The organism is Streptomyces sp. NPDC016845, from assembly GCF_044332585.1.
Classification (GTDB): domain Bacteria; phylum Actinomycetota; class Actinomycetes; order Streptomycetales; family Streptomycetaceae; genus Streptomyces.
Genome location: NZ_JBIRPI010000002.1, coordinates 348,623 through 370,466 on the forward strand (window position 1 = coordinate 348,623; position 21,844 = coordinate 370,466).

Genomic DNA, 21,844 nt, shown 5'->3' on the forward strand with positions numbered 1-21,844 from the left:
CCGTTCAGTCGTTCAGTCGTTCAGCCGTTCAGCCGTTGAGGAGGCTGGCCTCGCGGGCCAGCTTCTCGACCCGGGCCCAGTCCTTCGCGGCGATCGCGTCGCCCGGGAGCATCCAACTGCCGCCCACGCAGCCGACGTTCTCCAGCGCCAGGTAGGCCGGGGCGTTGGCGGGCGAGACCCCGCCGGTCGGGCAGAACCGGGCCTGCGGCAGCGGCCCTGCGAGCGCCTTGAGGTAGGCGGCGCCACCGGCCGCCTCGGCGGGGAAGAACTTCATCTCGCGCACGCCGCGCTCGATCAGCGCCACGACCTCCGAGGTGGTGGAGACCCCCGGCAGGAACGGCACCCCCGACCCCTTCATCGCGTCGAGCAGCGTGTCCGTCCAGCCGGGGCTGACCAGGAACTCCGCGCCCGCGGCCACCGAGTCGGCGACGTTCGCGGGGGAGATCACGGTGCCCGCGCCGACGACCGCGCCCCCGACCTCGGCCGCGATGGCGCGGATCGCGTCGAGCGCGGCGGGCGTGCGCAGGGTCACCTCGATCGCGGGCAGGCCGCCCGCGACCAGCGCCCGCGCGAGCGGCACCGCGTCGGCGACGTCCTCCACGACGACGACGGGAACGACGGGGGCGAGATCGAGCACAGAGGAGGTCATGGGCACATCCTGCCCGGGGTGCGCAACATGCGCAAAGCGCGTTGCGCACACTGCAACGGCGGTAGGTCGGCTGGTGCCTCAGTGGACCTCGTCGACGAGTACGTCCAGACTCCACGCCCGCCCGGCCTTGGCGGGTGCCTCGACCTCCACCTCGTACGACTGCTCCCGCAACACCTCGACGAGTTCGGCCGGGGACGCGGGCGCGGCGCCCGAGGTCAGCAGCGAGCGCACGATGCGGCCCTTGGTCGCCTTGTTGAAGTGGCTGACGACCTTCCGGGTCGGCGCGTGCAGCACCCGTACCGTCGCCGTCCGCTCCGCGACCTCGCCCTTCGGCTTCCAGGCGGCCGCGTACGCCGCCGACCGCAAATCGAGGACGAGCCCGTTCCCGGCCGCCTCGGGCATGACCTCGGCCATCGGCGCCCGCCAGAACGCGCCGAGCGGGCCGAGCCCCGGCAGCTTCACCCCCATCGAGCAGCGGTAGGACGGGATCCGGTCGGTCACCCGCACCGCGCCCCACAGCCCGGAGAAGACGAGGAGCGACCGCGCCGCCCGCTTCTTCGCGGCGGCGTCGAGCGTGGCGAGGCCGAGGGAGTCGTAGAGGACGCCGGTGTAGACCTCCCCGGCGGGCCGGGCGCCGGCGGTGCGCAGCCCGGCGTTCTTGGCGACCTCGCCGCGCAGCCCTTCGCTCAGCCCGAGCACGTGGCGCGCCTTCTCCTCATCCGCGGAGCACAGCTCGACCAGCTCGTCCAGGACGGCGGCCCGCGCCGCGGCGAGCCCCGGCAGCGACAACGACTCCGGCTTCAGCGGGGCGCCCTGCCCGGAGGCGGCCTTCCCTTCGGACGGCGGCAGCAAGACGAGCACGGTCGATCTCCTTCGGTGCGACGGGCCGGGGTGCGGCCCCGCGCCAGGTTAGTCGGCGACGGGTGAGGGTTCGGCCCGCGCCCGGGTGAGCCGCGCCTGAAGGGCGCGCGCCAGCCGGTCGGGCTCCTCGGCAGACACGCCACGAGCGCCCGTGCGGCCCCGGCGACGCGGGGGTCGTCGGGCGCGGCGTCGTCGAGCGCGTCGAGCCGGGCGTACACGTCGCGGACCGCGTCCATGGCGGCCGGGTCGGCGACCGTGGGCCGCAGGGCCGCGATCAGCTGCCCACGGATCTCGGGCGGCGCGGTGGTGTCGATGAGGGTGAGCATCTCGCGGTCCTTCGCGGCCATCGGCGACGAGTCGGCCACCTCACCGGCCTCCCCGAACAGGGCCGCGAGCTCGGGCGAGACGGGCCCTTCGGCGGGCAGCCGCCCCAGCTCGGCCTGTGCCAGCAGTTCGCGCAGCCGGGCGCGCCGCTCACGAAGGGCGGCCTCCTGGCGGGCCAGATCGTCGTCCAGCTCGGCCAGCACCTCCGCGAGCTCCCGCCCGGCGTCGTCGGCAAGCACGTCCCGTACTTCACCGAGCCCGAGCCCCAGCTCGGTGAGGCGCCGGATCCGGGCCAGCTCGACGGCGTGCCGGAGCCCGTACGCGCGGTACCCGTTGCCGAGCCGTTCGGGTTCGGCGAGCAGCCCGAGATGGTGGTAGTGCCTGATGGCGCGCGTGGTCACGCCGACGGTGGCGGCCAGCTCTCCGATCCTCATGACGCCAGTAGAAACGTTGACGCTACGGCAGGGTCAAGGCGGCGCTCCCGATGATCCGTGCCGGGTATCGCCGGGTATCATGGCGGACACGGCAGACGAGCCGGGCGGACGGCCGCGTGGGGTCCCTTCATGGAACCCCCCGAGGAACGTCCGGGCTCCACAGGGCAAGGTGGTGGCTAACGGCCACCCGGGGTGACCCGCGGGACAGTGCCACAGAAAACAGACCGCCGGGGACCTCGGTCCCCGGTAAGGGTGAAACGGTGGTGTAAGAGACCACCAGCGCCTGAGGTGACTCAGGCGGCTAGGTAAACCCCACCTGGAGCAAGGTCAAGAGGAGCCGCTTCGGCGGCTCTGCGCGGACGATCGAGGGCTGCCCGCCCGAGTCCGCGGGTAGACCGCACGAGGCCGGCGGCAACGCCGGCCCTAGATGGATGGCCGTCTCCCCGGCCACCGCGAGGTGACCGGGCGACAGAACCCGGCGTACAGCCCGACTCGTCTGCCGCCTACCCCCCTCGGGACATGATGACCGCGTCGCCGTTCTAGGAGCTGACGTGAGTCGATGCCGCTACTGCTCCCTCAGGGGAAGCACGAGTGGGGCCCCGGTCCCTGGATGGGGCACCACCTCGACCGGATGCTGATAGACCTCGCTCAGCAGTGCCGCCTCGAAGACCTTCTCCGGTGGCCCGTCCGCTGTCACGCGGCCGTTTCGCAGGATCACCGTGCGGTCCGCGTAGGCCGCGGCCAATGCCAGGTCGTGGAGGACGACGGCCACCGCGTCGCCCGCCGCCGCGCGGGCTCGGCAGACGCGGAGGACCAACTCCTGGTGGCGGAGGTCCAGGGCCGCGGTGGGTTCGTCCAGGAGGAGGAGTTGGGTCGACTGGGCCAGGACCCGGGCCAGGGCGACCCGGGCGCGTTCGCCGCCGGAGAGTGCTGAGAAGGGGCGGGGGGCGAAGGGCTCTGTCTCCGTTGCGCGCAGGGCCGCCTGCACCGCCGCGTCGTCCTCGGCCTCGTACGGTGTGCCGGTCCACGGGGCCCGGCCCATGCGCACCACCTCCTCCACCGTGAACGGGAAGGAGAGCGTCGCCGACTGGGGGAGGAGGGAGCGGCGTCGGGAGAGTTCGGGTGGGGTCCAGGACGCGGCAGGGCGGTTGGAGATGTGCAGGGTGCCCGCCGTGGGGGACAGGTCCGCCGCCAGCGCTGCCAGCAGGGTCGATTTGCCCGCGCCGTTGGGGCCGACCAGGGCCAGGACCTCGCCCGCCCGGACCTGTACGTCTACGCCTGACAGGACCTCGCGCGCGCCCAGGTTCAGGTGCAGGGCGCACGCCTCCGCCACCGTTTCGCCCGGCGCGTGACGCGCCGGGACCGTGCGGGGGCGGCGGCGGATCCGGGTCGGCCAGGGGGGCGTCATGCCCAGCCTCCTTGCTTGCGGCGGGTGCGGCGCAGCAGCCAGAAGAAGAACGGGCTGCCGGTCAGGGCGGTGAGGACGCCGATGGGGAGTTCGGCGGGCGCGGCGATCGTGCGGGCGGCCAGATCGGCGCCGACCAGGACGACCGCGCCGCCCAGGGCGCTGCCGGGGACCAGGAAGCGGTGGCCCGGGCCCGCCAGCATGCGGAGCAGGTGGGGGATGACCAGGCCGACGAAGCCGATCACGCCCGACACCGCCACCGCCGCCGCCGTGAGCAGGGCGATGACGAGGATCAGGATCACGCGGAGTCTCTCCACGTCCACGCCCAGGTGGCGGGCCGGGCGTTCGCCCAGGGACAGGAGGTCCAGCTTGCGGGTGTAGAAGGGGGCGATCAGGAGGCCGAGTGCCGCGCAGGGGAGGACCGCAAGGACCTTCGGCCACGTCGCCTGCGCCAGCGAGCCCAGCTGCCAGAACGTGATCTGGTTGACCGCCGCGGTGTCCGCGTAGGAGAGGAACAGGCCGATCAGGGCCCCGGCGAAGGCGTTCACCGCGATGCCGGTCAGGATCAGGGTGACGACCTCCGTGCGGCCGTTCGAGCGGGACATCACGTACACGACCAGGACCGTCGCCAGGCCCGACACGAACGCGCAGACCGTGATCGTCCACGTACCGAAGAAGTTCAGGCCCAGAGCGATGCAGGCGACCGCGCCCACCGCCGCGCCCGACGAGATGCCGATGACGCCCGGCTCGGCGAGCGGGTTGCCGAAGACGCCCTGCATGAGCGCGCCCGCGCAGCCGAGGGATGCGCCGACGAGGAGGGCGAGGACGACGCGGGGCAGGCGCACGTTCCACAGGACCGACTCGGCTACCCGGTCGAGGGCCGAACCGCCCAGGCCCAGGTGGTGCTGGACGGAGGAGAGGACGTCCCCCGGTGGGATGTCGTACGCGCCCACGCCTGCCGAGAGGAGGGCGAGCAGCGCCAGCGCCGCCGCCAGCGACACCGTCAACAGCCAGGTCCTGCGCCCGGACCGGCGCGCCGCCGGTTCTCCGGTCGTGGAGGGCGCGGGGGCCGTCGTCGCCATGTCAGGCACCGCCCTTGTCACCGTAGAGCTGGTCCACGATCGAGCGCAGTACCTGGTCCGTGCGCGGGCCGTAGTTCAGGAGCACGCCGTCCTCGACGGAGACGACGCGGCGGTCCACGCCCGCCGGGGTCTCGGCGACGCCCGGGATCTTGACCAGGCCGTCGATGCCGCCGACGGATTCGAGGCCCTTCGTCATGACGAGGATCGCGTCGGGGGCCGCCTTGGCGAGGGCCTCGCTGGTGATGGCGCGGAAGTCGGCCCTCAGGCCGGACGCGGCGCCCGCGTCGACCGCGCCCGCCGCTTCGAGCAGGGACGTGGCGCCGGACTTCGCGCCGCCGATGAGATAGACGGAGGCCGACCCGCGTACGTAGAGGAAGGCGACGCGGGGCTTCGACGACTCCGACGTGCGCGGGATGTCCTTGCGTACGGCCTCGATCCGGTCCTGCGAGCGCTTCGTCAACTCCCGTCCCGCCGCCGGGACTCCGAGCGTGTCCGCGACCGCCTGGATGCGGGCGCCGACGTCGTCGAGGCTCAGCGCGGGGTCCAGGACGACCACGGGGATCCCCGCGTCGCGGATCTGCCGCATCGCCTCGTCGGGGCCGGTCGTCTTCTCGGCGAGTACGAGGTCCGGTCTGAGGGAGAGCACGCTCTCGGCGGACACGTCGTGGTTGCGGGTGACGACCGGCAACTTCTTCGCCTGGTCGAAGGTGGCCGTGATGTCGCGCGCCACGACGTCCGCGCCGAGCCCGAGCGTGAACACGATCTCGCTGAGGCTGCCGGAGAGCGGCACGATCCGGTCGGTCCTCTCCACCGTCACCTTGCGTCCGTCCGCGGACGCGGCCGTGACGGGGAGGTCCGGGTGGGGCGCCGGGGTGAGTGGTTCGAGCCGGTTCGCCGTGGCGGCCGCGGGCTTCGTCCCCGTCTGCGTGGCCGAGGTGGCGGCGCCTGCGCAGGCGGTCAGGGCGAGGGCGAGGACCGCGACCAGTACGGGGACCAGCACGCCCGATCGTCGGGGAGCGCGAGGAGCGCGGAGGGTGGCGGCTGGCGTCGGCACGCGGACACCGTCCTGTCATGAGTCGTGGTGGGAGGGGCTGTTGCTGTCCGAGATCCTAGTTTAGGTTAGCCTTACCTAAGTCGCCAGGGTCTGGTGACGTACCCCGGAGGAAACCGCCATGTCCCGACGCGCCCGGCTACGCGTCCTCGCCGTCGCCCTGTTCACCGCGTTGCTCGGAGCGCTGCTCCCGGTCGCCGGCGCGCACGCCGCGTCCCGCACCGTGCAGGGCGGTCGCCTGGACTGGGGCCTGAAATCGTCGTTCCAGAGCTACATCACCGGGCCGATCGCCAAGGGGAGTTACACCCTGACGGGCGGCGCGGCCACCGTCGGCGTGAGCCAGTTCAGGTTCCACTCGGCGACCGGCACGTACGACGGGTCGACGGGCGCCTTCACCTCCTCCTTCTCCGGCGGCGTCCACTTCCTCGGGCACAGGAGGAGCGACGGGACCGATGAACTCGACCTCACCATCAGCCGGCCCACCGTCCGCATCTCGGGCGGCGGCGGGACGCTGTACGTGGATGTCGTGAGCAAGGCGAAGGGCACGGGGGCGGTCACGTCGTCCAGTCAGGTGCCCTTCGCCACGCTGGCCGTCGGCGGGATCGACATGAAGGGCGGCGGGAACGCCGTCGCCCTCGACAACGTCCCCGCCACCCTCACCGCCCAGGGCGCCGCGTCCTTCGCCGGGTACTACACCGCCGGGACGGCGCTCGACCCGGTCAGCCTCGCCGTGGACGTCGCGCCCGAGCGGCAGCGCAAGCCCGCCACCCCGGAGCCGACCGCTTCCGCCTCCGGCTCCGCCACCGACAAGAAGAAGGCCCAGAAGGGTGGTTCGGGGAAGCTGCGGGACGGCGCCGTCGACTGGGGCGTGCGCCGCACCTTCCGCGAGTACGTCACCGGCGACATCGCCCAGGGCAGGTGGAAGCTCGCCGACGGGGCACAGGACGGCGGCGCCCTCTTCCGCTTCCCCGACGGCAAGGGCACGTACGACAAGAAGAAGCAGACCCTGAGCGGGAGTTTCGCCGGGTCCGTGCGGTTCACCGGCGAGCACGGGCTCGACCTCGCTCTCGCGCGGCCGACCGTCACCGTCACCGACGGCAAGGGGACCCTGCGCACCGATGTGACCAGCGGGAAGAAGACCACGAAGGACGTCGCGCTCGTCACCTTCACCGTGAAGTCGCTGGCCGCCGAGGACGGGCTCGTACGGGTCGAGGAGGCGCCGGCCGTCCTCACCGCCGCCGGGGCGAAGGCGTTCGGCGGGATGTACCGGGCCGGGGCCGCGATGGATCCGGTTTCGGTGGCCGTCGCGCTCGATGCCGAGGCGAAGTTGCCCGCTCTGCCCGATCTCGGCAGCGCGGGGGCCTCGGCGGCGGCGAGCCCGAGCCCCAGTGCCAGCGCCGGTGCCAGCGCGGTGGCAGCCAAGTCCGTTGCTCAGGACGGGAGTTCGGGGCTCGGTGGGGGTGCCGTCGCCGGGATCGCCGCCGGGGCCGTCGTGATCGTCGCCGGGGCCGTCCTCCTCGTCGTCCGTATGCGCAAACGGAGTCCCGCGGACGGCTGAGCCTCTGCCATCACAAGTTTCGTTGCCGGGTGCCGCCCTCGTCGTGGTTGCTCGCGCAGTTCCCCGCGCCCCTTCAGGGCGCTCCCCGGATCCAAGGTTCAGGAGTTCCCCATGTCCCTCGTCAGACACCCCATAGCCCTCGCGGCCGCCACCGCCGTCGCCCTCGGGGCCGGTGCCGTCGCGCTGCCCGCCTTCGCCGCCGACAAGGCGCCCGCCGTCGAGTTGAAGGACGGCACGCTCGACTGGGGCGTGAAGGAGTCGTTCCGGAAGTACGTCACCGGGATCGCCGCCGGGAAGATCGAGGCGACCGACGGCGCCACGCAGGCCGACGGCAACGGGGTGTTCCGGTTCACCGGCGGCGTCGGCACGTACGACATGACGACGCACGGCACGGACACCGCGTTCGAGGGCGGCGTCCGGTTCGTCTCCACGGCCCACATGTTCGACATCAAGATCAGTGACGTGAAGGTCGTGACCTCGGGCACGACCGGGCACATCGACGCCGACGTGTCCCTGAACGGCACCGTGCAGAACGACATCGAGTTCGCCACGCTCGACCTGTCGGCCGTGAAGCCGGGCCAGGGCGCGGGCGGCGCGATGACCTTCAAGGACATCCCGACGACGCTGAGCGCCGACGGCGCCAAGGCGTTCAACGGCATGTACCAGGCGGGCACCGCGCTCGACCCCGCGACGCTGACGGTGACCGCCGTGACCACGTCGCCCGACCCGGAGCCCGACCCCGACCCGTCGACCACGCCGCCCAGCACGCCGCCCGCCACCCCGAAGCCGACCGCCACCCCGACGGACAAGCCGACCGCGACCCCGACGGACGAGCCGGCCCCCTCCGCCTCCACGACGCCGAAGCCCGCCGTCTCCGGCGCCATCGCCGACGGCAACCTCGACTGGGGCGTCAAGGAGTCCTTCCGCACGTACATCACGGGGCCCGTCGCCAACGGCAAGGTCGAACTGACGGGCGGTGCGGCTGAGAACGGGTCCGTCTACCGCTTCGGCGACGCGAGCGGCCGCTACGACGCCGACGCCAAGTCCCTCGACGCGAAGTTCGCGGGCAAGGTCCGTTTCCTCGGCCACGAGGAGGGCGGGTCGTACGCGCTCGACCTGCGGTTCAGCGATCTGCACGTGACCGCGGCGGGCGGCAGCGGCAAGCTCGTCGCCGACGTGTCCAGCAAGGACCGGGAGAGCGGCAAGGTCACGACGTACGACGACCTGACCGTCGCCACGCTGAAGGTCGGCTCCGGTGACCTGACCGCGAAGGACGACATCGTCGCGCTCGACGGCGCCGCGACCACCCTCACCGCCGACGGCGCGAAGGCGTTCGGCGGGTTCTACCAGGCGGGCGACGCGCTCGACCCGGTCACCGTCGCCGTCTCCCTCGACGAGGACGCCACGCTGCCCGACGGTAACGGGGCGGGCGGTTCCACGTCCGGGGGCACCTCGGGCGGTAGCGGTACCACCGGCGCCGGGACCACGGGCGGCACCGGGTCCACCACCGGCGGCACCACCGGTACCACCGGCTCGACCGTCGGCGGCTCGCTCGCCTCGACCGGCGCCGATCTCCCGGCCGGTCCGCTCGCCGCTGCCGCCGCGCTCGTCGTCGCCGCGGGCGCGGGCACGGTGTTCGCCGCGCGCAGGCGGCGTCCGCGGGAGAACTGATCTACAGGACCTACGGGGACCCGCTGGGACCTACAGGGTCCTACAGGGTCCTACAGGTAATACGGCCGTCCGTCAGATCAATGGCGGGCGGCCGAGCCGCGTCATGCGCCACACCGTGCGCCAGCGCATCGGCCGTCGCTCGCCGGCGGACGTGCGGACGCCCTCCACGAAGCCGCCCGCCCACGCGCGCAGACCGCCGAGCGAACGCGTACGCAGCAGAGTCAGCAGCGTCCACGTGCCCAGGTAGAGGGGGACGAGGGGGAGCGGGAGGCGGCGGCGGGCCAGCCAGACCCGGTTGCGGGCGGTCATCCGGTAGTAGACCGCGTGTCGCGCCGGGGACGTCTTCGGGTGCTGGAGCAGCAGCGAAGGCTCGTAGAGGACCTTCCAGCCCGCGTCGAGCGCGCGCCACGCCAGGTCCGTCTCCTCGTGCGTGAAGAAGAAGTCGGCGGGCCAGTCGCCGGTCTCGGCGAGCATGTCCATCGAGAAGGCGTGGCCGCCGCCGAGGAACGCGGTGACCAGGCCGCGCCGCATCGGGTCCTTGGCGCGCAGCCGCGGCACGTGGCGGCGCTGCGTCTCGCCGAGTTCGTCGGCGATGCGGAAACCGACGATGCCGAGGCGCGGGTCGGCCGCGTACAGGCGCTGGATCGTGGAGAAGACGTCGGCGTCGACGAGGAGGCCGTCGTCGTCGAGTTCGACGGCCACGTCCACGTCGCCGAACTCGCGGAGCCGGGCCAGCGCCACGTTCCGGCCGCCGGGGCAGCCGAGGTTGTCGTCGAGCTCGACGTTGGTCACCTCGAAGGGCAGGCCGGTGAAGTCGGGGAGCGGCGTGCCGTTACCGATCATGACGACGCGGGCCGGCCGGGCGTCCTGCTTGGCCACCGACTCCAGGAGCGCGTCCACGTCCTTGGGCCGGTTGCCCATGGTGACGATGGCCACGCCCAAGCGGGGGAGTTCGGTGGTTCGGCGCCTGTCTGTCATGGCGGCGATGGTAGCCGTTCACCTTTCGCGGGCCGCGCGGTGGATCAGGCGTGCGGGCGCCAGCCCGTCTGCGCCGCCCACTTCTCGGCGACGACCACGACGAGGTCGACGACCGGGTCCTTCACCTCGGCGTACGTGCCGGTGTCGGGCACGGCCCCGGCCAGTACGTACTTGAAGCGCGCGTACGCGGGGACCGCCTCCGGTGTCGCGCGCAGCCAGTCCCGGAACAGCAGCGCGAGCCGCTCGTTCGGCGAACCCGCCCCGCGCACGTGCAGGTTGACCGGGTCGGCGTCGGGCCCGCGCCGGGACCAGTAGCGCTTCGCGGGACGACGACGGGCTTCTCGTCCACGGTCATCAGTTGTGGCCCTCCGGCGCGCCGGGACCGAGGGAGCGCTCCGCGACCTTCGCGACATGCGCGGCGAGCGTCCCGCGCGGGTCCGGGGTCAGGGTGCCGAGCGCGACCAGCGCCGTGACCACCACGTCGCACAGCTCCGACTCGACGTCCTGCCAGGTGTGGCTGGCGCCCTTGCGCGGGTTCTGCGCGACGGCACCGATGACGGCCTCGCCCACCTCCCCCACCTCTTCCGAAAGCTTCAGCATCCGGATGAGCAACGCCTCTTGCGGCGGCAACTTGTTGTTGTCGTCCAGCCAGCCCCGCAGCCGGCCGACGGTGGCCCAGAGTTCATCGTCGTTCGTCGTCACGGGGCAGAAGCCTAGGGGCGCCCACTGACAACGGCCCCGGGCCCCTCGCCTCAGCCGGCCGCCGGAGGCTCCTCCGCCCCCTGGGTTTCCTGGGCCGTCTCGGCCGCCTGGGTGCGCTTGGTGCGGGAGCCGACCACCGCGAGCGCCGCCGCCGCCGCGCCGACCAGCGCGGCGGGCACCATCCAGTGCCGGTCGAAGACGTGGCCGAGCGCGTGGTCGAGGGAGTAGCGGCCCGCGCCTGTCACGGCGAGGCCCGCCGCGACGAAGCCGAGGAACGCCGGGTACTCGTAGCCGCCCTCCATCGCGAAGAAGCCGTTCGGGGCGTGCACGGCCGCCGCGCCCGCCATGGTCCCGGCCGCCGCCGCGCCGCCCAGCGGGGTCGCGAGGCCCAGGGCGAGGAGCGCGCCGCCGCCCGCCTCGCCGAGCCCGGCCGCGAGGGCGCTGGCCTTGGCCGGGGTGTAGCCCATGGCGTCCATGGCCGCGGTCGTCCCGGAGACGCCGCCCCCGCCGAACCAGCCGAGCAGCTTCTGGGCGCCGTGCGCGGCGAGGACCCCGCCGGTGCCCACGCGCAGGGCGAGAAGGCCCAGGTCGCGGCGGGAGCGACAGGTCGAGGACGGTGAGGAGAGGACGGAACGTGAGATGCGGGAGTGTGTGCAGGTCATGTCCCCACCGTCCGGCAGCCGCGCGCCGCCCACCTCGCGCGCGGGCCCATTCGGGTGGCGGGCGCGGCAGCGCGCCACGGCCGGTGGCGGGCCCACGGGCGTGGTGCAAGCCTGAACGCATGCCCATGCAGACCGCGAAACTCAGTGATCCGGCCGTCCGCGCCTTCGTCTCGGCGCTCAACGCCCACGACCAGGAAGCCTTCCGCGCCGCGCTCGCGCCCGACGCGACCATGGCGGACGACGGCTCCGACCATGACCTCGCCGACTGGTCCGCCCGCGAGATCTTCGACTCCCACGGCCACATGGAGATCGAGAAGGAGACGGCGGGCGGCCGCGCCCTCGTCGCCAACTACCGCAACGACGCCTGGGGCGAGATGCGCACCAAGTGGACGTTCGACGTGGCGAACGGCAAGGTCGTACGGTTCGAGACCGGCCAGGCCTGAACCGCCGTCCGCCACACCGGGGTTGACCTCGCGTGCGCTTCAACTCCTAGCGTCGCCGGGCATGGACATCACCACACGCACCCTGGGCGGCAGCGGCATCGAGGTCAGCGCGCTCGGCTTCGGCTGCTGGGCGATCGGCGGCGAATGGCAGGACCCGGACGGGCAGCCGCTCGGCTGGGGCCCGGTCGACGACGAGGAGTCGGTCCGCGCCGTGCGGCGCGCCGTCGACCTCGGCGTCACCTTCTTCGACACGGCCGACGCCTACGGCACCGGACACAGTGAACGCGTCCTCGCCCGCGCCCTCGGCAGGCACCGGGACGACGTCGTCCTCGCCACCAAGTGGGGCAACGTCTTCGACGAGCGGACCAGGACCCTCACCGGCAGCGACGACTCCCCGGCCCACGCCCGCCGCGCCCTGACCGCCTCCCTCGCCCGCCTCGGCACCGACCACGTGGACCTCTACCAGCTGCACATCGCCGACGCGGACCCCGAGCGCGCCGCCGTCCTGCGCGACACCTGCGAAGACTTCGTACGCGAAGGGCTCGTCCGCGCCTACGCGTGGAGCACCGACGACCCGGACCGCGCCCGCGTCTTCGCGAAGGGCCCGCACTGCGCCGCGGTCCAGCACCGCTGCAACGTCCTTCAGGACGCCCCCGAACTCCTCGCCCTGTGCGCCGAGTCCAACCTCGCGAGCATCAACCGCAGCCCCCTCGCCATGGGTTTGCTCGGCGGCGGCCACGGCACGGCGCGCCGCCTGCCCGCGGGCGACATCCGCAGCGCCCCGCCCGCCTGGCTGCCCGGCTTCGGTGCGGGCGGCGGCGCCGACCCGGACTGGCTGGCCCGCGTCGACGCCCTGCGCTCCGTGCTCACCGGCGGCGGCCGCACCCCGGCCCAGGGCGCGCTCGCCTGGCTGTGGGCGCGCAGCCCGCGCACCGTCCCGATCCCCGGCTTCCGCACGGTGGCGCAGGCCGAGGAGAACGCGGGCGCTCTGGCCCACGGTCCGCTCACCCAGGCGGAGCTGGCGCAGGTCGAGCACATCCTGCGCCGGGCGTGACCGCGTACGGCTACGGGATCGGGACCGCGGCCCCGCTCACCCGCACCCGCGGATCACCGTTCCGCAGCGTCACCGTCAGCTCGCCGGGGCGCCCCATGTCCACCCCCTGGTACAGGGTGAGGTCGCCGTCCTGCGGCGCCAGCCCCATCTCGCGCAGGTACGCGCCGAGCGCGGCCGCGGCCGCCCCGGTGGCGGGGTCCTCGACGACGCCGCCCACGGGGAACGGGTCGCGCACGTGGAACGTCGAGCCGCTCTCCCGCCACACCAGTTGCACCGTCGTCAGGTCGAGGCGGTGCATCAGGTTCAGGAGCCGGTCGAAGTCGTAACGGAGGTCGGCGAGCCGCTCCCGGGTGGCGGCGGCCAGGACGAGGTGGCGGGCGCCCGCGTAGGCGATCCGGGGCGGGAAGGCCGGGTCGAGGTCGGCGGCGGGCCAGCCGAGCGCGGCCAGCGCCTCGGCGAGGTCGTCCCCGCAGACGTCCTCCAGGTGCGGGGCGACGCTGGTGAGGGTCGCGCGCAGCACGCCGTTCGTACGGTCCACCGTGACCGGGACCTCGCCGGCCGGGGTGTGGAACAGGTAGTCCCCGGTGCCGTGGCGCTCCGCGAGGGCGACGGCGGTGGCGACGGTGGCGTGGCCGCAGAACGAGACCTCGGCCTTGGGGCTGAAGAACCGGATCGTGTGCACGTTCTGCCCGCTTCCGGCCGGTCCCGGGGTCACGAACGCCGATTCGCTGTAGCCGAGTTCGGCGGCGATCTTCAGCATGTCCGCGTCGTCGAGAGCGGTGGCGTCGAGCACGATCCCCGCGGGGTTGCCGCCCGCCGGGTCGGTGGCGAAGGCGGTGTAGCGCAGCACGGTGTCGGCTGCCGGAACGGTCGTGTGGTCGGTCATGAGGACATGATGCCGAACGTGCCGGGAGGGGGTGTCCGGATTCAGGACCCGGACACCCCCTCCACCCCCCTCGTAGTGGTCAGTGGCAGTTCGCCGCGCCCGAACCCCGGCGGGTCCACGTGCACGAGTCGAGCTGCGAACCGTTCGGCTTGATCAGGCGGGCCTTGTCGCCGGTGTTGTTCCACACGTACGAGCCGCGACCCCAGTAGCGGACTCCCGCGGCGTTGCGGCCCTTGCCGGTGCGGACCTTGACGGTCTTGCCCGCGCCGATCTTGTAGCTGCCGAAGGTGTACGTGTAGCCCGTCCTGTCCTTCAGCTTGTAGTTCTTGAGCTGGATCGCCGAGCGGGAGCTGTTGTGGATGTTCACCCACTCCCCGTTCAGCGAGGTGTTGCTGCGGGTGTCCGAACCGGGGCTGTCGAACTGGATGTACCCGAGGTGCAGGCCGCCCTGGTGCGAGGCGGCGGTGGCCGGGGACGCGGCGAGCAGCGAGCCGGCCAGGGCGACCGCGGCGAGGGCGGCCGGGGCCGCGGAACGTATGCGCAAGATGCACTCCAAATGTGAAGTTCTCGTGGAGAGGAATTGAGCATACGGGGTGTGGTGTCCGGTATTGAGGCGGTAGATGCAATTCCGCTTGTGGAGATTTAGTTCTCAAGCAAGAAGCTGCTCCGGCTTCCGGCCTCCGGCCCTACCCACGGCCGATGTAGGGCATGTTGGTGGCGAGGACCGTCGCGAACTGCACATTGGCCTCCAGTGGCAGCTCCGCCATGTGCCGCACCGTGCGCGCCACGTCCGCCACGTCCATCACGGGCTCCACCGCAGGCTCCCCGTTGGCCTGCGGGATGCCGGACCGCATGCGCTCGGTCATGTCGGTCGCCGCGTTGCCGATGTCGATCTGGCCGCAGGCGATCCGGTACGGACGCCCGTCCAGGGAGAGCGACTTGGTCAGGCCCGTCAGCGCGTGCTTCGTCGCCGTGTACGCGATCGAACGCGGCCGGGGGGCGTGCGCGGAGATCGAGCCGTTGTTGATGATCCGCCCGCCCTGCGGGTCCTGCTCCTTCATCAGCCGGAACGCCGCCTGCGCGCACAGGAACGCCCCGTTGAGGTTGGTGTCGACGACGTGCCGCCACGCGTCGTACGCCAGCTCCTCGACGGGCACGCCGCCGGGCCCGAACGTCCCCGCGTTGTTGAAGAGCAGATCGAGCCGCCCGAACCGCTCCCGTACGGCGGCGAACAGGCCCTCCACGTCGCCGGGGTCGGACACGTCCGTGCGGACGGTGAGGGAGACGGCGTCCGGCGCGAGTGCGGCCGTCTCCTCCAGGGTCCCGGTGCGCCGCCCGGCGAGGGCCACGCGCCAGCCGCCGCGCAGCAGCTCCAGGGCGACGGCCCGCCCGATGCCGGAACCGGCCCCGGTGACCACGGCGGTCCGCGTCGCTGTACTGCCCGCTTCTGAAGTGCGCTGATCGTCCATGGGGCCGCAGCGTACGGGCGGCGCGGCCACCAGGAGATCATCGATCCGCCATGTGGCTGTTGTGTACGCGACAGTCGAGCGTCGTCCCGGGCCACTCAACTTCCCCTGTAACCGCACGACAGCAGCAGTACCCAGGGGAGGGGCTCCATGTCGCACGTACCCCAGCACGCACCCGAACTCCGCGCCGCGGCCCAGCATTTGGGCCGACGGCGCTTCCTCACTGTCGCGGGCGCCGCGGCGGCGCTAGCCTTCAGTGTGAACCTGCCCGCCGCGGGCACCGCGGCCGCCGCCGAGCTGGACGCCCGCAAGGTGACCAGCGACCCCTTCACCCTCGGTGTCGCCTCGGGCGACCCCCTGCCCGGCTCCGTCCTGCTGTGGACGCGCCTCGCACCCGAACCGTACGAGACCGGCGGCGGGCTGCCCGCCGCACGGGTAGAGGTCCGCTGGGAGCTCGCCCACGACGACCGTTTCCGCCGCGTCGTCAGACGCGGCGCGACGACCGCGCACCCGGAGTTCAACCACTCCGTGCACGTCGAGGTCGACCATCTCGCGCCGGGCCACGTCTACTTCTACCGCTTCCGCGTCGGCGGCTGGGTCAGCGAGACCGGCCGTACCCGCACCGCGCCCGCCGCCGGCAGCCGCGCCTCCGGGCTGTCCCTCGCCGCCGTCTCCTGCCAGGCGTACCACGACGGGTACTTCACCGCGTACAAGCACCTCGCGGAGGACGACGTCGACGTCGTCTTCCACCTCGGTGACTACCTCTACGAGTACGCCGTGAACTCCGTCGGCGGCGCCCGCAAGTACACGGACCGCGTCCTCCCCGACATCTTCAACCGGGAGACCGTGACGCTGGAGGACTACCGGCTGCGCTACGCCCTCTACAAGTCCGACCCGGACCTGCGGGCCGCGCACGCCGCGCACCCCTTCGTCGTCACCTGGGACGACCACGAGACCGAGAACAACTACGCCGACGACATCCCGGAGAACGACGTCCCGCCGGCCGAGTTCCTGCTGCGCCGCGCCGCCGCGTACCGCGCCTACTGGGAGAACCAGCCGCTGCGCCGCCCCCAGCTGCCCACCGGACCCGACGCGCAGCTCTACCGCCGTCTCGTCTGGGGCCGGCTCGCCCAGTTCGACATCCTCGACACCCGCCAGTACCGCTCCAACCAGGCGTACGGCGACGGTTCGCACGTGCCGGGGCCCGAGTCGGACGACCCGGCGCGCACCATCACCGGCGCGACGCAGGAGCGCTGGCTCATCGACGGCTGGCGCCACTCGCGCGCCCTGTGGAACGTCGTCCCGCAGCAGGTCACCTTCTCCGAGCGCAGGCTCGACCTCAACGCCGAGGCGAAGCTGTCCATGGACGCGTGGGACGGGTACCGGGCGTCGCGCCGCCGCGTCCTCGACGGGGCGAAGGCGGCCCGCGTCGAGAACCTCATGGTCCTCACCGGTGACGTCCACGTCGGGTACGCCTTCGACATCAAGGACGACTTCGCCGACCCCGCGTCGCGCACGCTCGGCACCGAGATCGTCGCGACGTCCATCGCCTCCGGCAAGGACGGGGCGGAGCGGCCCGCCAACTGGGAGACGTACACCCGGGCCAACCCGCACCTGAAGTTCTACAACGGGCGCCGCGGATACGTCACCGTCGACCTGGGCGAGCGCGAGGCCCGCGCCGACTTCAAGACGGTCCCGCTGATCTCCGTCCCCGGGGCGCCGATCAGCACGGCGGCGTCCTTCGTCACGGAGGTCGGCAACCAGGGCCTGCGCCCGGCGTAACGAGTCTTCGGCCGCGGGCCCGGTGGGGGCTGGCCGCGCAGTTCCCCGCGCCCCTGGAGCATGCGGCTTCGCCGCAGCCCCAAGGGGCGCGTTCCACGCGCCTTCCTGAGATGGCGCACGCAGTGCGCATCTCAGGGGCGCGGGGAACTGCGCGACCAGCCACGACGCAACCCGCACCCGGGAATGGGCAGAACGGGGCAGACGCGTCACCGCTCCCCGGGATACCGCACCCCCACCGCCGCCCGCACCCGATCCAGCGTCCGCATGACCCCGAGCGACGATTCCAACGGCACCAACGGAGACTCCGTGTCGCCGGCTCGCAACCGCCCCATCACCTCGAGCGCCTCGTGCCGGAGCGAATCCCGGGGCCCGTCCTCCGGCGCCGCCACGAACTCCTCCGGCTCACGCCCGTCCCGGTGCAACACGAACCGCTCGGGATAGAAGAACCCCGACGGCACATCGATCCGCCCGGCGGACCCGGTGACCGACGCGGTCACCCCCGTACCCGAATTGATCGCACAGTGCAGGAGCGCCTGCGCCCCGCCCGCCCAGGACAACAGCATCCCGGTCTGCAGGTCCACGCCCTCCTCGGAGAGCATCGCCCGCGCGGTGACCTCCGAGGGCTCACCGAGCAGCAGATGCGCGAACGACACCGGGTACACCCCGAGATCCAGGGTCGCACCGCCCCCCTGGGCCGGGTCCCGCAGCCGGTGCGCGGGCGGGAACGGACCGGCGAGCCCGAAGTCGGCCTGCACGGTGCGGACCTCGCCGATCGCCCCGTCGTCGACGAGCGCCTTGAGCCGCCGGATCAGCGGGTTGCAGTACATCCACATGGCTTCCATGAGGAACACCCCGCGCGAACGCGCCAGCGTGACCAGTTCCTCGGCCTCACGCGCGTTCACCGTGAACGCCTTCTCGCACAGCACCGCCCGCCCCGCCTCCAGACAGAGCCCGGCGGCAGCCCGGTGCGCGGAGTGCGGCGTGGCCACGTAGATCACGTCGAGGGAGTCGTCGGCGGCGAGGGAGGCCCAGTCGCCGTAGGCCCGCTCGATGCCGAAGCGTTCGGCGAAGGTTCTCGCGGACTCCTCGGAGCGGGAGGCGACGGCCGCGACCTCGGCGTCGGGGAGGTCGAGCAGCGCCCCGGTGAAGGACGCGGCGATACCGCCCGTCGAGAGAATCCCCCACCGCACGCGCTCCGCTGCCATCTCTTGCCCACCCCAGATGTTGGTCTCGACCACTCCGCCGAGCTGAGAGCATAGGTAATCGCACGTACGGCCGGGAGAGACGAAAGGGAACGAGGGGCAACGGGATGGCGGAGAGCGGAAGTACGGGGAGCACCACGAACACCAGGAAGCCCCCGCAGGTCACCCACGCCGGAACCCCAACTCCCGTACCGCAGGCGGCTGTTCGTACCGGCCTCCTCGTCACCCTCGTACTCGGCGGCCTCACCGCCGTCCCGCCGCTGTCCATGGACATGTACCTCCCGGCCCTGCCCGAGGTCACCGGCGCCCTGCACACCTCCGCCGCCACCGCGCAGCTCACCCTCACCGCGTGCCTGACGGGCATGGCGCTCGGCCAGCTCGTCGTCGGCCCGATGAGCGACAAGTGGGGCAGGCGCAGGCCGCTCATGATCGGCCTCCTCATCTACATCGCCGCGACCGCGATCTGCGCGCTCGCGCCGGACGCCGCGCTGCTCGTCGCCTTCCGCCTCCTCCAGGGCCTGGCGGGTGCGGCGGGCATCGTCATCGCCCGCGCGGTCGTGCGCGACCTCTACGACGGCGTCGCGATGGCCCGCTTCTTCTCCACCCTGATGCTGATCTCGGGCGTCGCCCCGATCGTCGCGCCGCTCATCGGCGGCCAGATCCTGCGCGTCACGGACTGGCGCGGCGTCTTCGTCGTCCTCACCGTCATCGGCATCGCGCTCACGGCGATCGTGGGGAAGTACCTCCCGGAGACGCTTCCGCCCGAGCGGCGGCACTCCGGCGGCACCGTCGAGGCGCTGCGCACCATGCGCTCCCTGCTCGCGGACCGCGTCTTCACCGGGTACATGGTCGCGGGCGGCTTCGCGTTCGCCGCGCTGTTCGCGTACATCAGCGCCTCGCCGTTCGTGATCCAGGAGATCTACGGGGCGTCGCCCCAGACGTTCAGCCTGCTCTTCGGGCTGAACTCGATCGGCCTCATCGCGGTCGGCCAGCTCAACGGCAAGGTCCTCGTCGGCCGCGTCAGCCTCGACAAGGTCCTCGCGGTCGGCCTCACCCTGATCGTGCTCGCCGCCGCCTTCCTCCTCCTCGTCGCCACGGGAGTGCTCGGCGACCCGGAGGAGCTCGGCATCGTCCCCGTCGCCGCCGGACTCTTCGTCCTGATGGCGTCGATGGGCCTCGCCACGCCCAACACCAACGCGCTCGCCCTCCTGCGCACCCCGCACGCCGCCGGTTCCGCGTCCGCGCTGCTCGGCACGTCGTCGTTCCTGATCGGAGCGGTCGCGTCCCCGCTGGTCGGCATCGCGGGCGAGCGCACGGCCGTGCCGATGGCCGTGGTGCAGCTCGCCTGCGGCCTGGCGGCGGCCGTCGCCTTCATGGCACTGTGCCGCCCTTGGCAGCACGCGGCCAGAGCGACGAGAGAGGTGACGGAGGTCTGAGCTCCCCACGACTGCGCCACGGCACCCCCGAGCGGGCCGGTCTGCGCACCGACCTGATCGCCCGCCTCGTCCGTGACGTGCGCGCGCTTCCCGACGGCCCGCGCCCCTGGTGCGCGGGCGCCGTCCTGCTCGCCGGACGCGGCCCGGTCCTCGCCGCCGAGGCCGCCAGCGGCTGGGCGGTGCGCTACGCGGCGTACGACGAGGAGACCGGCCGGGGCGTGGAGCTGCCGCCCGGGGAGCGCGTCCCGATGACCCTCGACACGGTCTTCGACCTCGCCTCGCTGACCAAGCTCTTCACCACGATCGCCGCCGTCCAGCAGATCGAGCGCGGCACGCTCGGCATCGACGCCCGGGCCGGCGCCTACCTCCCCGAGTTCACCGCCGCCTCCCGCCACGGCATCACCGTCCGCCAGCTCCTCACCCACACCTCGGGCCTGCGCCCCGAACTCCCGCTGTACGCGGCCCGGGACGCGGCCGCGCGGCTCGCGCTGCTGCGCGCCGAGGCACCGTCGGCGCCGCCGGGGGAGTACCTCTACTCCGACCTGAACATGCTGCTGCTCCAGCACCTCCTGGAGCGCCTCACCGGTCGCCCGCTCGACAGGCTCGTCCGCGACGGCATCACCCGCCCCCTCGGCATGACCGCCACCTCGTTCGGGCCGCGGCCCGGCGCCGCCGCCACCGAGGACCAGCGCCTTCCCTGGGCCAAGGCGGACCGCGGCATGCTGCGCGGCGTGGTCCACGACGAGAACGCCTGGGCGCTCGGTGGCGTCGCCGGTCACGCGGGCCTCTTCGCCACCGCCTACGACCTGGCGGTCCTGTGCCGCACCCTGCTCAACGGCGGCTCGTACGGCACGGCCCGCATCCTCGGCCCCGACTTCGTCGACCTGATGCTGGCCGCGCCGGGCCTCGGCTTCCGGATCGACCAGCCCTCCTTCATGGGCGAGCTGGCCGGCGCAGGGGCGGCCGGGCACACCGGCTTCACGGGCACGTCCCTGGTCCTGGACCCGGTGACGGACACGTTCCTCGTCCTCCTCGCCAACACGGTCCACCCGCGCCGCCGCCCCGCCGACAACGGCCCGCGCGCGGCGGCGGCGACCCGGCTCGCCCGCGCGGTGACGGGCCCGCCGGGCTCCTGACGCCCCGCTCCGGAACGGCCGCCTAAAATCGTGCGGGTGAACGCCCCGATCCACCCCACGTCCTCCACCGCGCACACCGGGCCCGCCGAGACCCTGCGCGCCGCGCTCGCCGGGCTCCTCGACGGCCTGCCGCCCACCCAGGCGGCCCGCGCCGTGGACCGGCTCATCGCGAACTACCGGGGCACCACCCCGACCGACGCGCCGATCCTGCGCGACCGGGCGGACGTGGCGGCGTACGCGGCGTACCGGATGCCGGCCACGTTCGAGGCGGTCGCCGACAGCCTCGACGCGCTCGCCGCCGCGGCGCCCGCCGACTGGACGCCCGCCGGCCACCTGGACATCGGCGGCGGCACCGGCGCGGCGGTCTGGGCGGCCCGAGCGGTGTGGCCCGCGCCGCGCCCGACGACGGTCCTGGACTGGTCGGAACCCGCACTGGCCCTGGGCCGTGAACTCGCGGCGGCGGACCCGCGGCTGACGTCGGACGTCCACTGGGAACGCGCCCGCATCGGCGCCGACCGCCCCCTGGACCCCACCTCCCTCGTCACCATCTCGTACGTCCTGAAGGAGCTGACGGACGCCGACCGCGCGGCCGTGGTCGACGCCGCCGCCGGGGCCGCGACCGAGGCCGTCGTCGTCATCGAACCCGGCACACCCGACGGCTACACCCGCGTCATCGAGGCCCGCGACCGCCTGATCGCGGCGGGCTTCCACATCGCGGCCCCCTGCCCGCACAGCGCCCCGTGCCCGATCGTCCCCGGCGAGGACTGGTGCCACTTCTCGGCCCGGGTCAGCCGCTCCTCCCTGCACCGCCAGGTCAAGGGCGGGTCACTGGCGTACGAGGACGAGAAGTTCTCCTACGTGGCGGCGACCCGCTTCCCCCCGGCCCCGGCCCCGTCCCGAGTGATCCGCCGCCCCCAGATCCGCAAGGGCCAGGTGCTCCTGGACCTGTGCCTGCGGGAGGACACCTTGACGAGAACAACGGTGACGAAGAAGCACGGGGAGCAGTACAAGCGGGCGCGCGATGTCAACTGGGGCGACGAATGGCCCCGCTAGGGGCGCGGG

Annotated in this window: 22 protein-coding genes and 1 other RNA gene; 9 read left to right on the forward strand and 14 right to left on the reverse strand. The window is 73.1% G+C overall.

The annotated features are described in order from the left end of the window. Positions 1–28 precede the first annotated feature (28 nt). The 3 genes from eda to ACH4RC_RS07685 form a co-directional block, all read right to left on the reverse strand. Entirely contained in the window at positions 29–649 is a 621-nt protein-coding gene (gene eda / locus ACH4RC_RS07675) for a bifunctional 4-hydroxy-2-oxoglutarate aldolase/2-dehydro-3-deoxy-phosphogluconate aldolase (RefSeq protein WP_398196619.1), read from the reverse strand. Between the two features lie 78 nt (positions 650–727). Next, complete coding sequence (yaaA, locus tag ACH4RC_RS07680) at positions 728–1,510, reverse strand: peroxide stress protein YaaA (RefSeq protein WP_398196622.1); 783 nt, start codon at positions 1,508–1,510, stop codon at positions 728–730. Continuing rightward, on the reverse strand, positions 1,450–2,268 hold the full coding sequence (locus tag ACH4RC_RS07685) for a MerR family transcriptional regulator (protein WP_398196625.1): 819 nt from the start codon (positions 2,266–2,268) through the stop codon (positions 1,450–1,452). The genes yaaA and ACH4RC_RS07685 overlap by 61 nt, the downstream gene beginning before the upstream one ends. 96 nt (positions 2,269–2,364) lie before the next feature. Between ACH4RC_RS07685 and rnpB the strand changes: the two genes are divergently transcribed. Further along, positions 2,365–2,767, forward strand: an RNA gene (rnpB, locus tag ACH4RC_RS07690) — RNase P RNA component class A. Positions 2,768–2,833: 66 nt separating this feature from the next. On the opposite strand, the gene ACH4RC_RS07695 is transcribed toward rnpB, so the two are convergent. The 3 genes from ACH4RC_RS07695 to ACH4RC_RS07705 are packed head-to-tail and all read right to left on the reverse strand — an operon-like array spanning position 2,834 to position 5,755. Then, a complete protein-coding gene (locus ACH4RC_RS07695) occupies positions 2,834–3,676 on the reverse strand; it encodes a heme ABC transporter ATP-binding protein (protein WP_398196628.1) in 843 nt (280 codons plus the stop codon). After that, positions 3,673–4,755: a FecCD family ABC transporter permease gene (locus tag ACH4RC_RS07700; RefSeq protein ID WP_398196630.1), complete on the reverse strand. Its 1,083-nt coding sequence runs from the start codon at positions 4,753–4,755 to the stop codon at positions 3,673–3,675. Before ACH4RC_RS07700 ends, ACH4RC_RS07695 begins: the two co-directional genes overlap by 4 nt. Before the next feature lies 1 nt (position 4,756). Continuing rightward, a complete protein-coding gene (locus ACH4RC_RS07705; protein ID WP_398196633.1) occupies positions 4,757–5,755 on the reverse strand; it encodes a hemin ABC transporter substrate-binding protein in 999 nt (332 codons plus the stop codon). A gap of 172 nt (positions 5,756–5,927) precedes the next feature. Between ACH4RC_RS07705 and ACH4RC_RS07710 the strand changes: the two genes are divergently transcribed. Continuing rightward, positions 5,928–7,364 carry an HtaA domain-containing protein gene (locus ACH4RC_RS07710; protein ID WP_398196636.1) on the forward strand — a complete coding sequence of 479 codons (1,437 nt, stop codon included), beginning with the start codon at positions 5,928–5,930 and terminating at the stop codon, positions 7,362–7,364. A gap of 111 nt (positions 7,365–7,475) precedes the next feature. Next, on the forward strand, positions 7,476–9,035 hold the full coding sequence (locus ACH4RC_RS07715; RefSeq protein WP_398196639.1) for an HtaA domain-containing protein: 1,560 nt from the start codon (positions 7,476–7,478) through the stop codon (positions 9,033–9,035). A gap of 72 nt (positions 9,036–9,107) precedes the next feature. Here the strand turns inward: ACH4RC_RS07715 and ACH4RC_RS07720 are convergent, their stop codons facing one another. The 4 genes from ACH4RC_RS07720 to ACH4RC_RS07735 are packed head-to-tail and all read right to left on the reverse strand — an operon-like array spanning position 9,108 to position 11,377. Then, positions 9,108–10,013 carry a glycosyltransferase family 2 protein gene (locus ACH4RC_RS07720; protein WP_398196641.1) on the reverse strand — a complete coding sequence of 302 codons (906 nt, stop codon included), beginning with the start codon at positions 10,011–10,013 and terminating at the stop codon, positions 9,108–9,110. 44 nt (positions 10,014–10,057) lie between these two features. Next, a complete protein-coding gene (locus ACH4RC_RS07725) occupies positions 10,058–10,426 on the reverse strand; it encodes a GrpB family protein (protein WP_398196643.1) in 369 nt (122 codons plus the stop codon). Continuing rightward, positions 10,368–10,715, reverse strand: coding sequence for a MazG-like family protein (locus ACH4RC_RS07730; protein ID WP_398196646.1), 348 nt, complete (start codon positions 10,713–10,715; stop codon positions 10,368–10,370). Before ACH4RC_RS07730 ends, ACH4RC_RS07725 begins: the two co-directional genes overlap by 59 nt. A gap of 50 nt (positions 10,716–10,765) precedes the next feature. After that, entirely contained in the window at positions 10,766–11,377 is a 612-nt protein-coding gene (locus tag ACH4RC_RS07735; protein WP_398196648.1) for a DoxX family protein, read from the reverse strand. A gap of 119 nt (positions 11,378–11,496) precedes the next feature. Between ACH4RC_RS07735 and ACH4RC_RS07740 the strand changes: the two genes are divergently transcribed. Together ACH4RC_RS07740 and ACH4RC_RS07745 are read left to right on the forward strand one after the other, a co-directional pair. Continuing rightward, complete coding sequence (locus tag ACH4RC_RS07740) at positions 11,497–11,820, forward strand: nuclear transport factor 2 family protein (RefSeq protein WP_398196650.1); 324 nt, start codon at positions 11,497–11,499, stop codon at positions 11,818–11,820. Positions 11,821–11,881: 61 nt separating this feature from the next. After that, complete coding sequence (locus ACH4RC_RS07745) at positions 11,882–12,874, forward strand: aldo/keto reductase (RefSeq protein WP_398196653.1); 993 nt, start codon at positions 11,882–11,884, stop codon at positions 12,872–12,874. Positions 12,875–12,884: 10 nt separating this feature from the next. Here the strand turns inward: ACH4RC_RS07745 and ACH4RC_RS07750 are convergent, their stop codons facing one another. The 3 genes from ACH4RC_RS07750 to ACH4RC_RS07760 all read right to left on the reverse strand — a co-directional run bounded on the left by ACH4RC_RS07750 (position 12,885) and on the right by ACH4RC_RS07760 (position 15,229). Then, a complete protein-coding gene (locus ACH4RC_RS07750) occupies positions 12,885–13,760 on the reverse strand; it encodes a PhzF family phenazine biosynthesis protein (RefSeq protein ID WP_398196656.1) in 876 nt (291 codons plus the stop codon). Between the two features lie 79 nt (positions 13,761–13,839). Then, complete coding sequence (locus tag ACH4RC_RS07755; RefSeq protein ID WP_398196659.1) at positions 13,840–14,304, reverse strand: lamin tail domain-containing protein; 465 nt, start codon at positions 14,302–14,304, stop codon at positions 13,840–13,842. 142 nt (positions 14,305–14,446) lie between these two features. After that, on the reverse strand, positions 14,447–15,229 hold the full coding sequence (locus tag ACH4RC_RS07760) for an SDR family oxidoreductase (protein WP_398196661.1): 783 nt from the start codon (positions 15,227–15,229) through the stop codon (positions 14,447–14,449). A 147-nt stretch (positions 15,230–15,376) separates the two neighbouring features. Between ACH4RC_RS07760 and ACH4RC_RS07765 the strand changes: the two genes are divergently transcribed. Next, positions 15,377–17,008: an alkaline phosphatase D family protein gene (locus tag ACH4RC_RS07765; RefSeq protein WP_398196663.1), complete on the forward strand. Its 1,632-nt coding sequence runs from the start codon at positions 15,377–15,379 to the stop codon at positions 17,006–17,008. A 206-nt stretch (positions 17,009–17,214) separates the two neighbouring features. On the opposite strand, the gene ACH4RC_RS07770 is transcribed toward ACH4RC_RS07765, so the two are convergent. Further along, positions 17,215–18,213, reverse strand: coding sequence for a Gfo/Idh/MocA family protein (locus ACH4RC_RS07770; RefSeq protein WP_398196665.1), 999 nt, complete (start codon positions 18,211–18,213; stop codon positions 17,215–17,217). 104 nt (positions 18,214–18,317) lie between these two features. Here ACH4RC_RS07770 and ACH4RC_RS07775 point away from each other — a divergent pair, with 104 nt between their 5' ends. Genes ACH4RC_RS07775 through ACH4RC_RS07785 form a run of 3 tightly spaced genes read left to right on the forward strand, consistent with a single transcriptional unit; the run spans position 18,318 to position 21,835 of the window. Further along, on the forward strand, positions 18,318–19,646 hold the full coding sequence (locus ACH4RC_RS07775) for a multidrug effflux MFS transporter (RefSeq protein ID WP_398196668.1): 1,329 nt from the start codon (positions 18,318–18,320) through the stop codon (positions 19,644–19,646). Then, entirely contained in the window at positions 19,601–20,782 is a 1,182-nt protein-coding gene (locus ACH4RC_RS07780) for a serine hydrolase domain-containing protein (protein ID WP_398196670.1), read from the forward strand. The genes ACH4RC_RS07775 and ACH4RC_RS07780 overlap by 46 nt, the downstream gene beginning before the upstream one ends. Positions 20,783–20,818: 36 nt before the next feature. Next, positions 20,819–21,835, forward strand: a complete 1,017-nt coding sequence (locus ACH4RC_RS07785; RefSeq protein ID WP_398196672.1) for a small ribosomal subunit Rsm22 family protein — start codon at positions 20,819–20,821, stop codon at positions 21,833–21,835. The last annotated feature ends 9 nt before the right edge of the window (positions 21,836–21,844 follow it).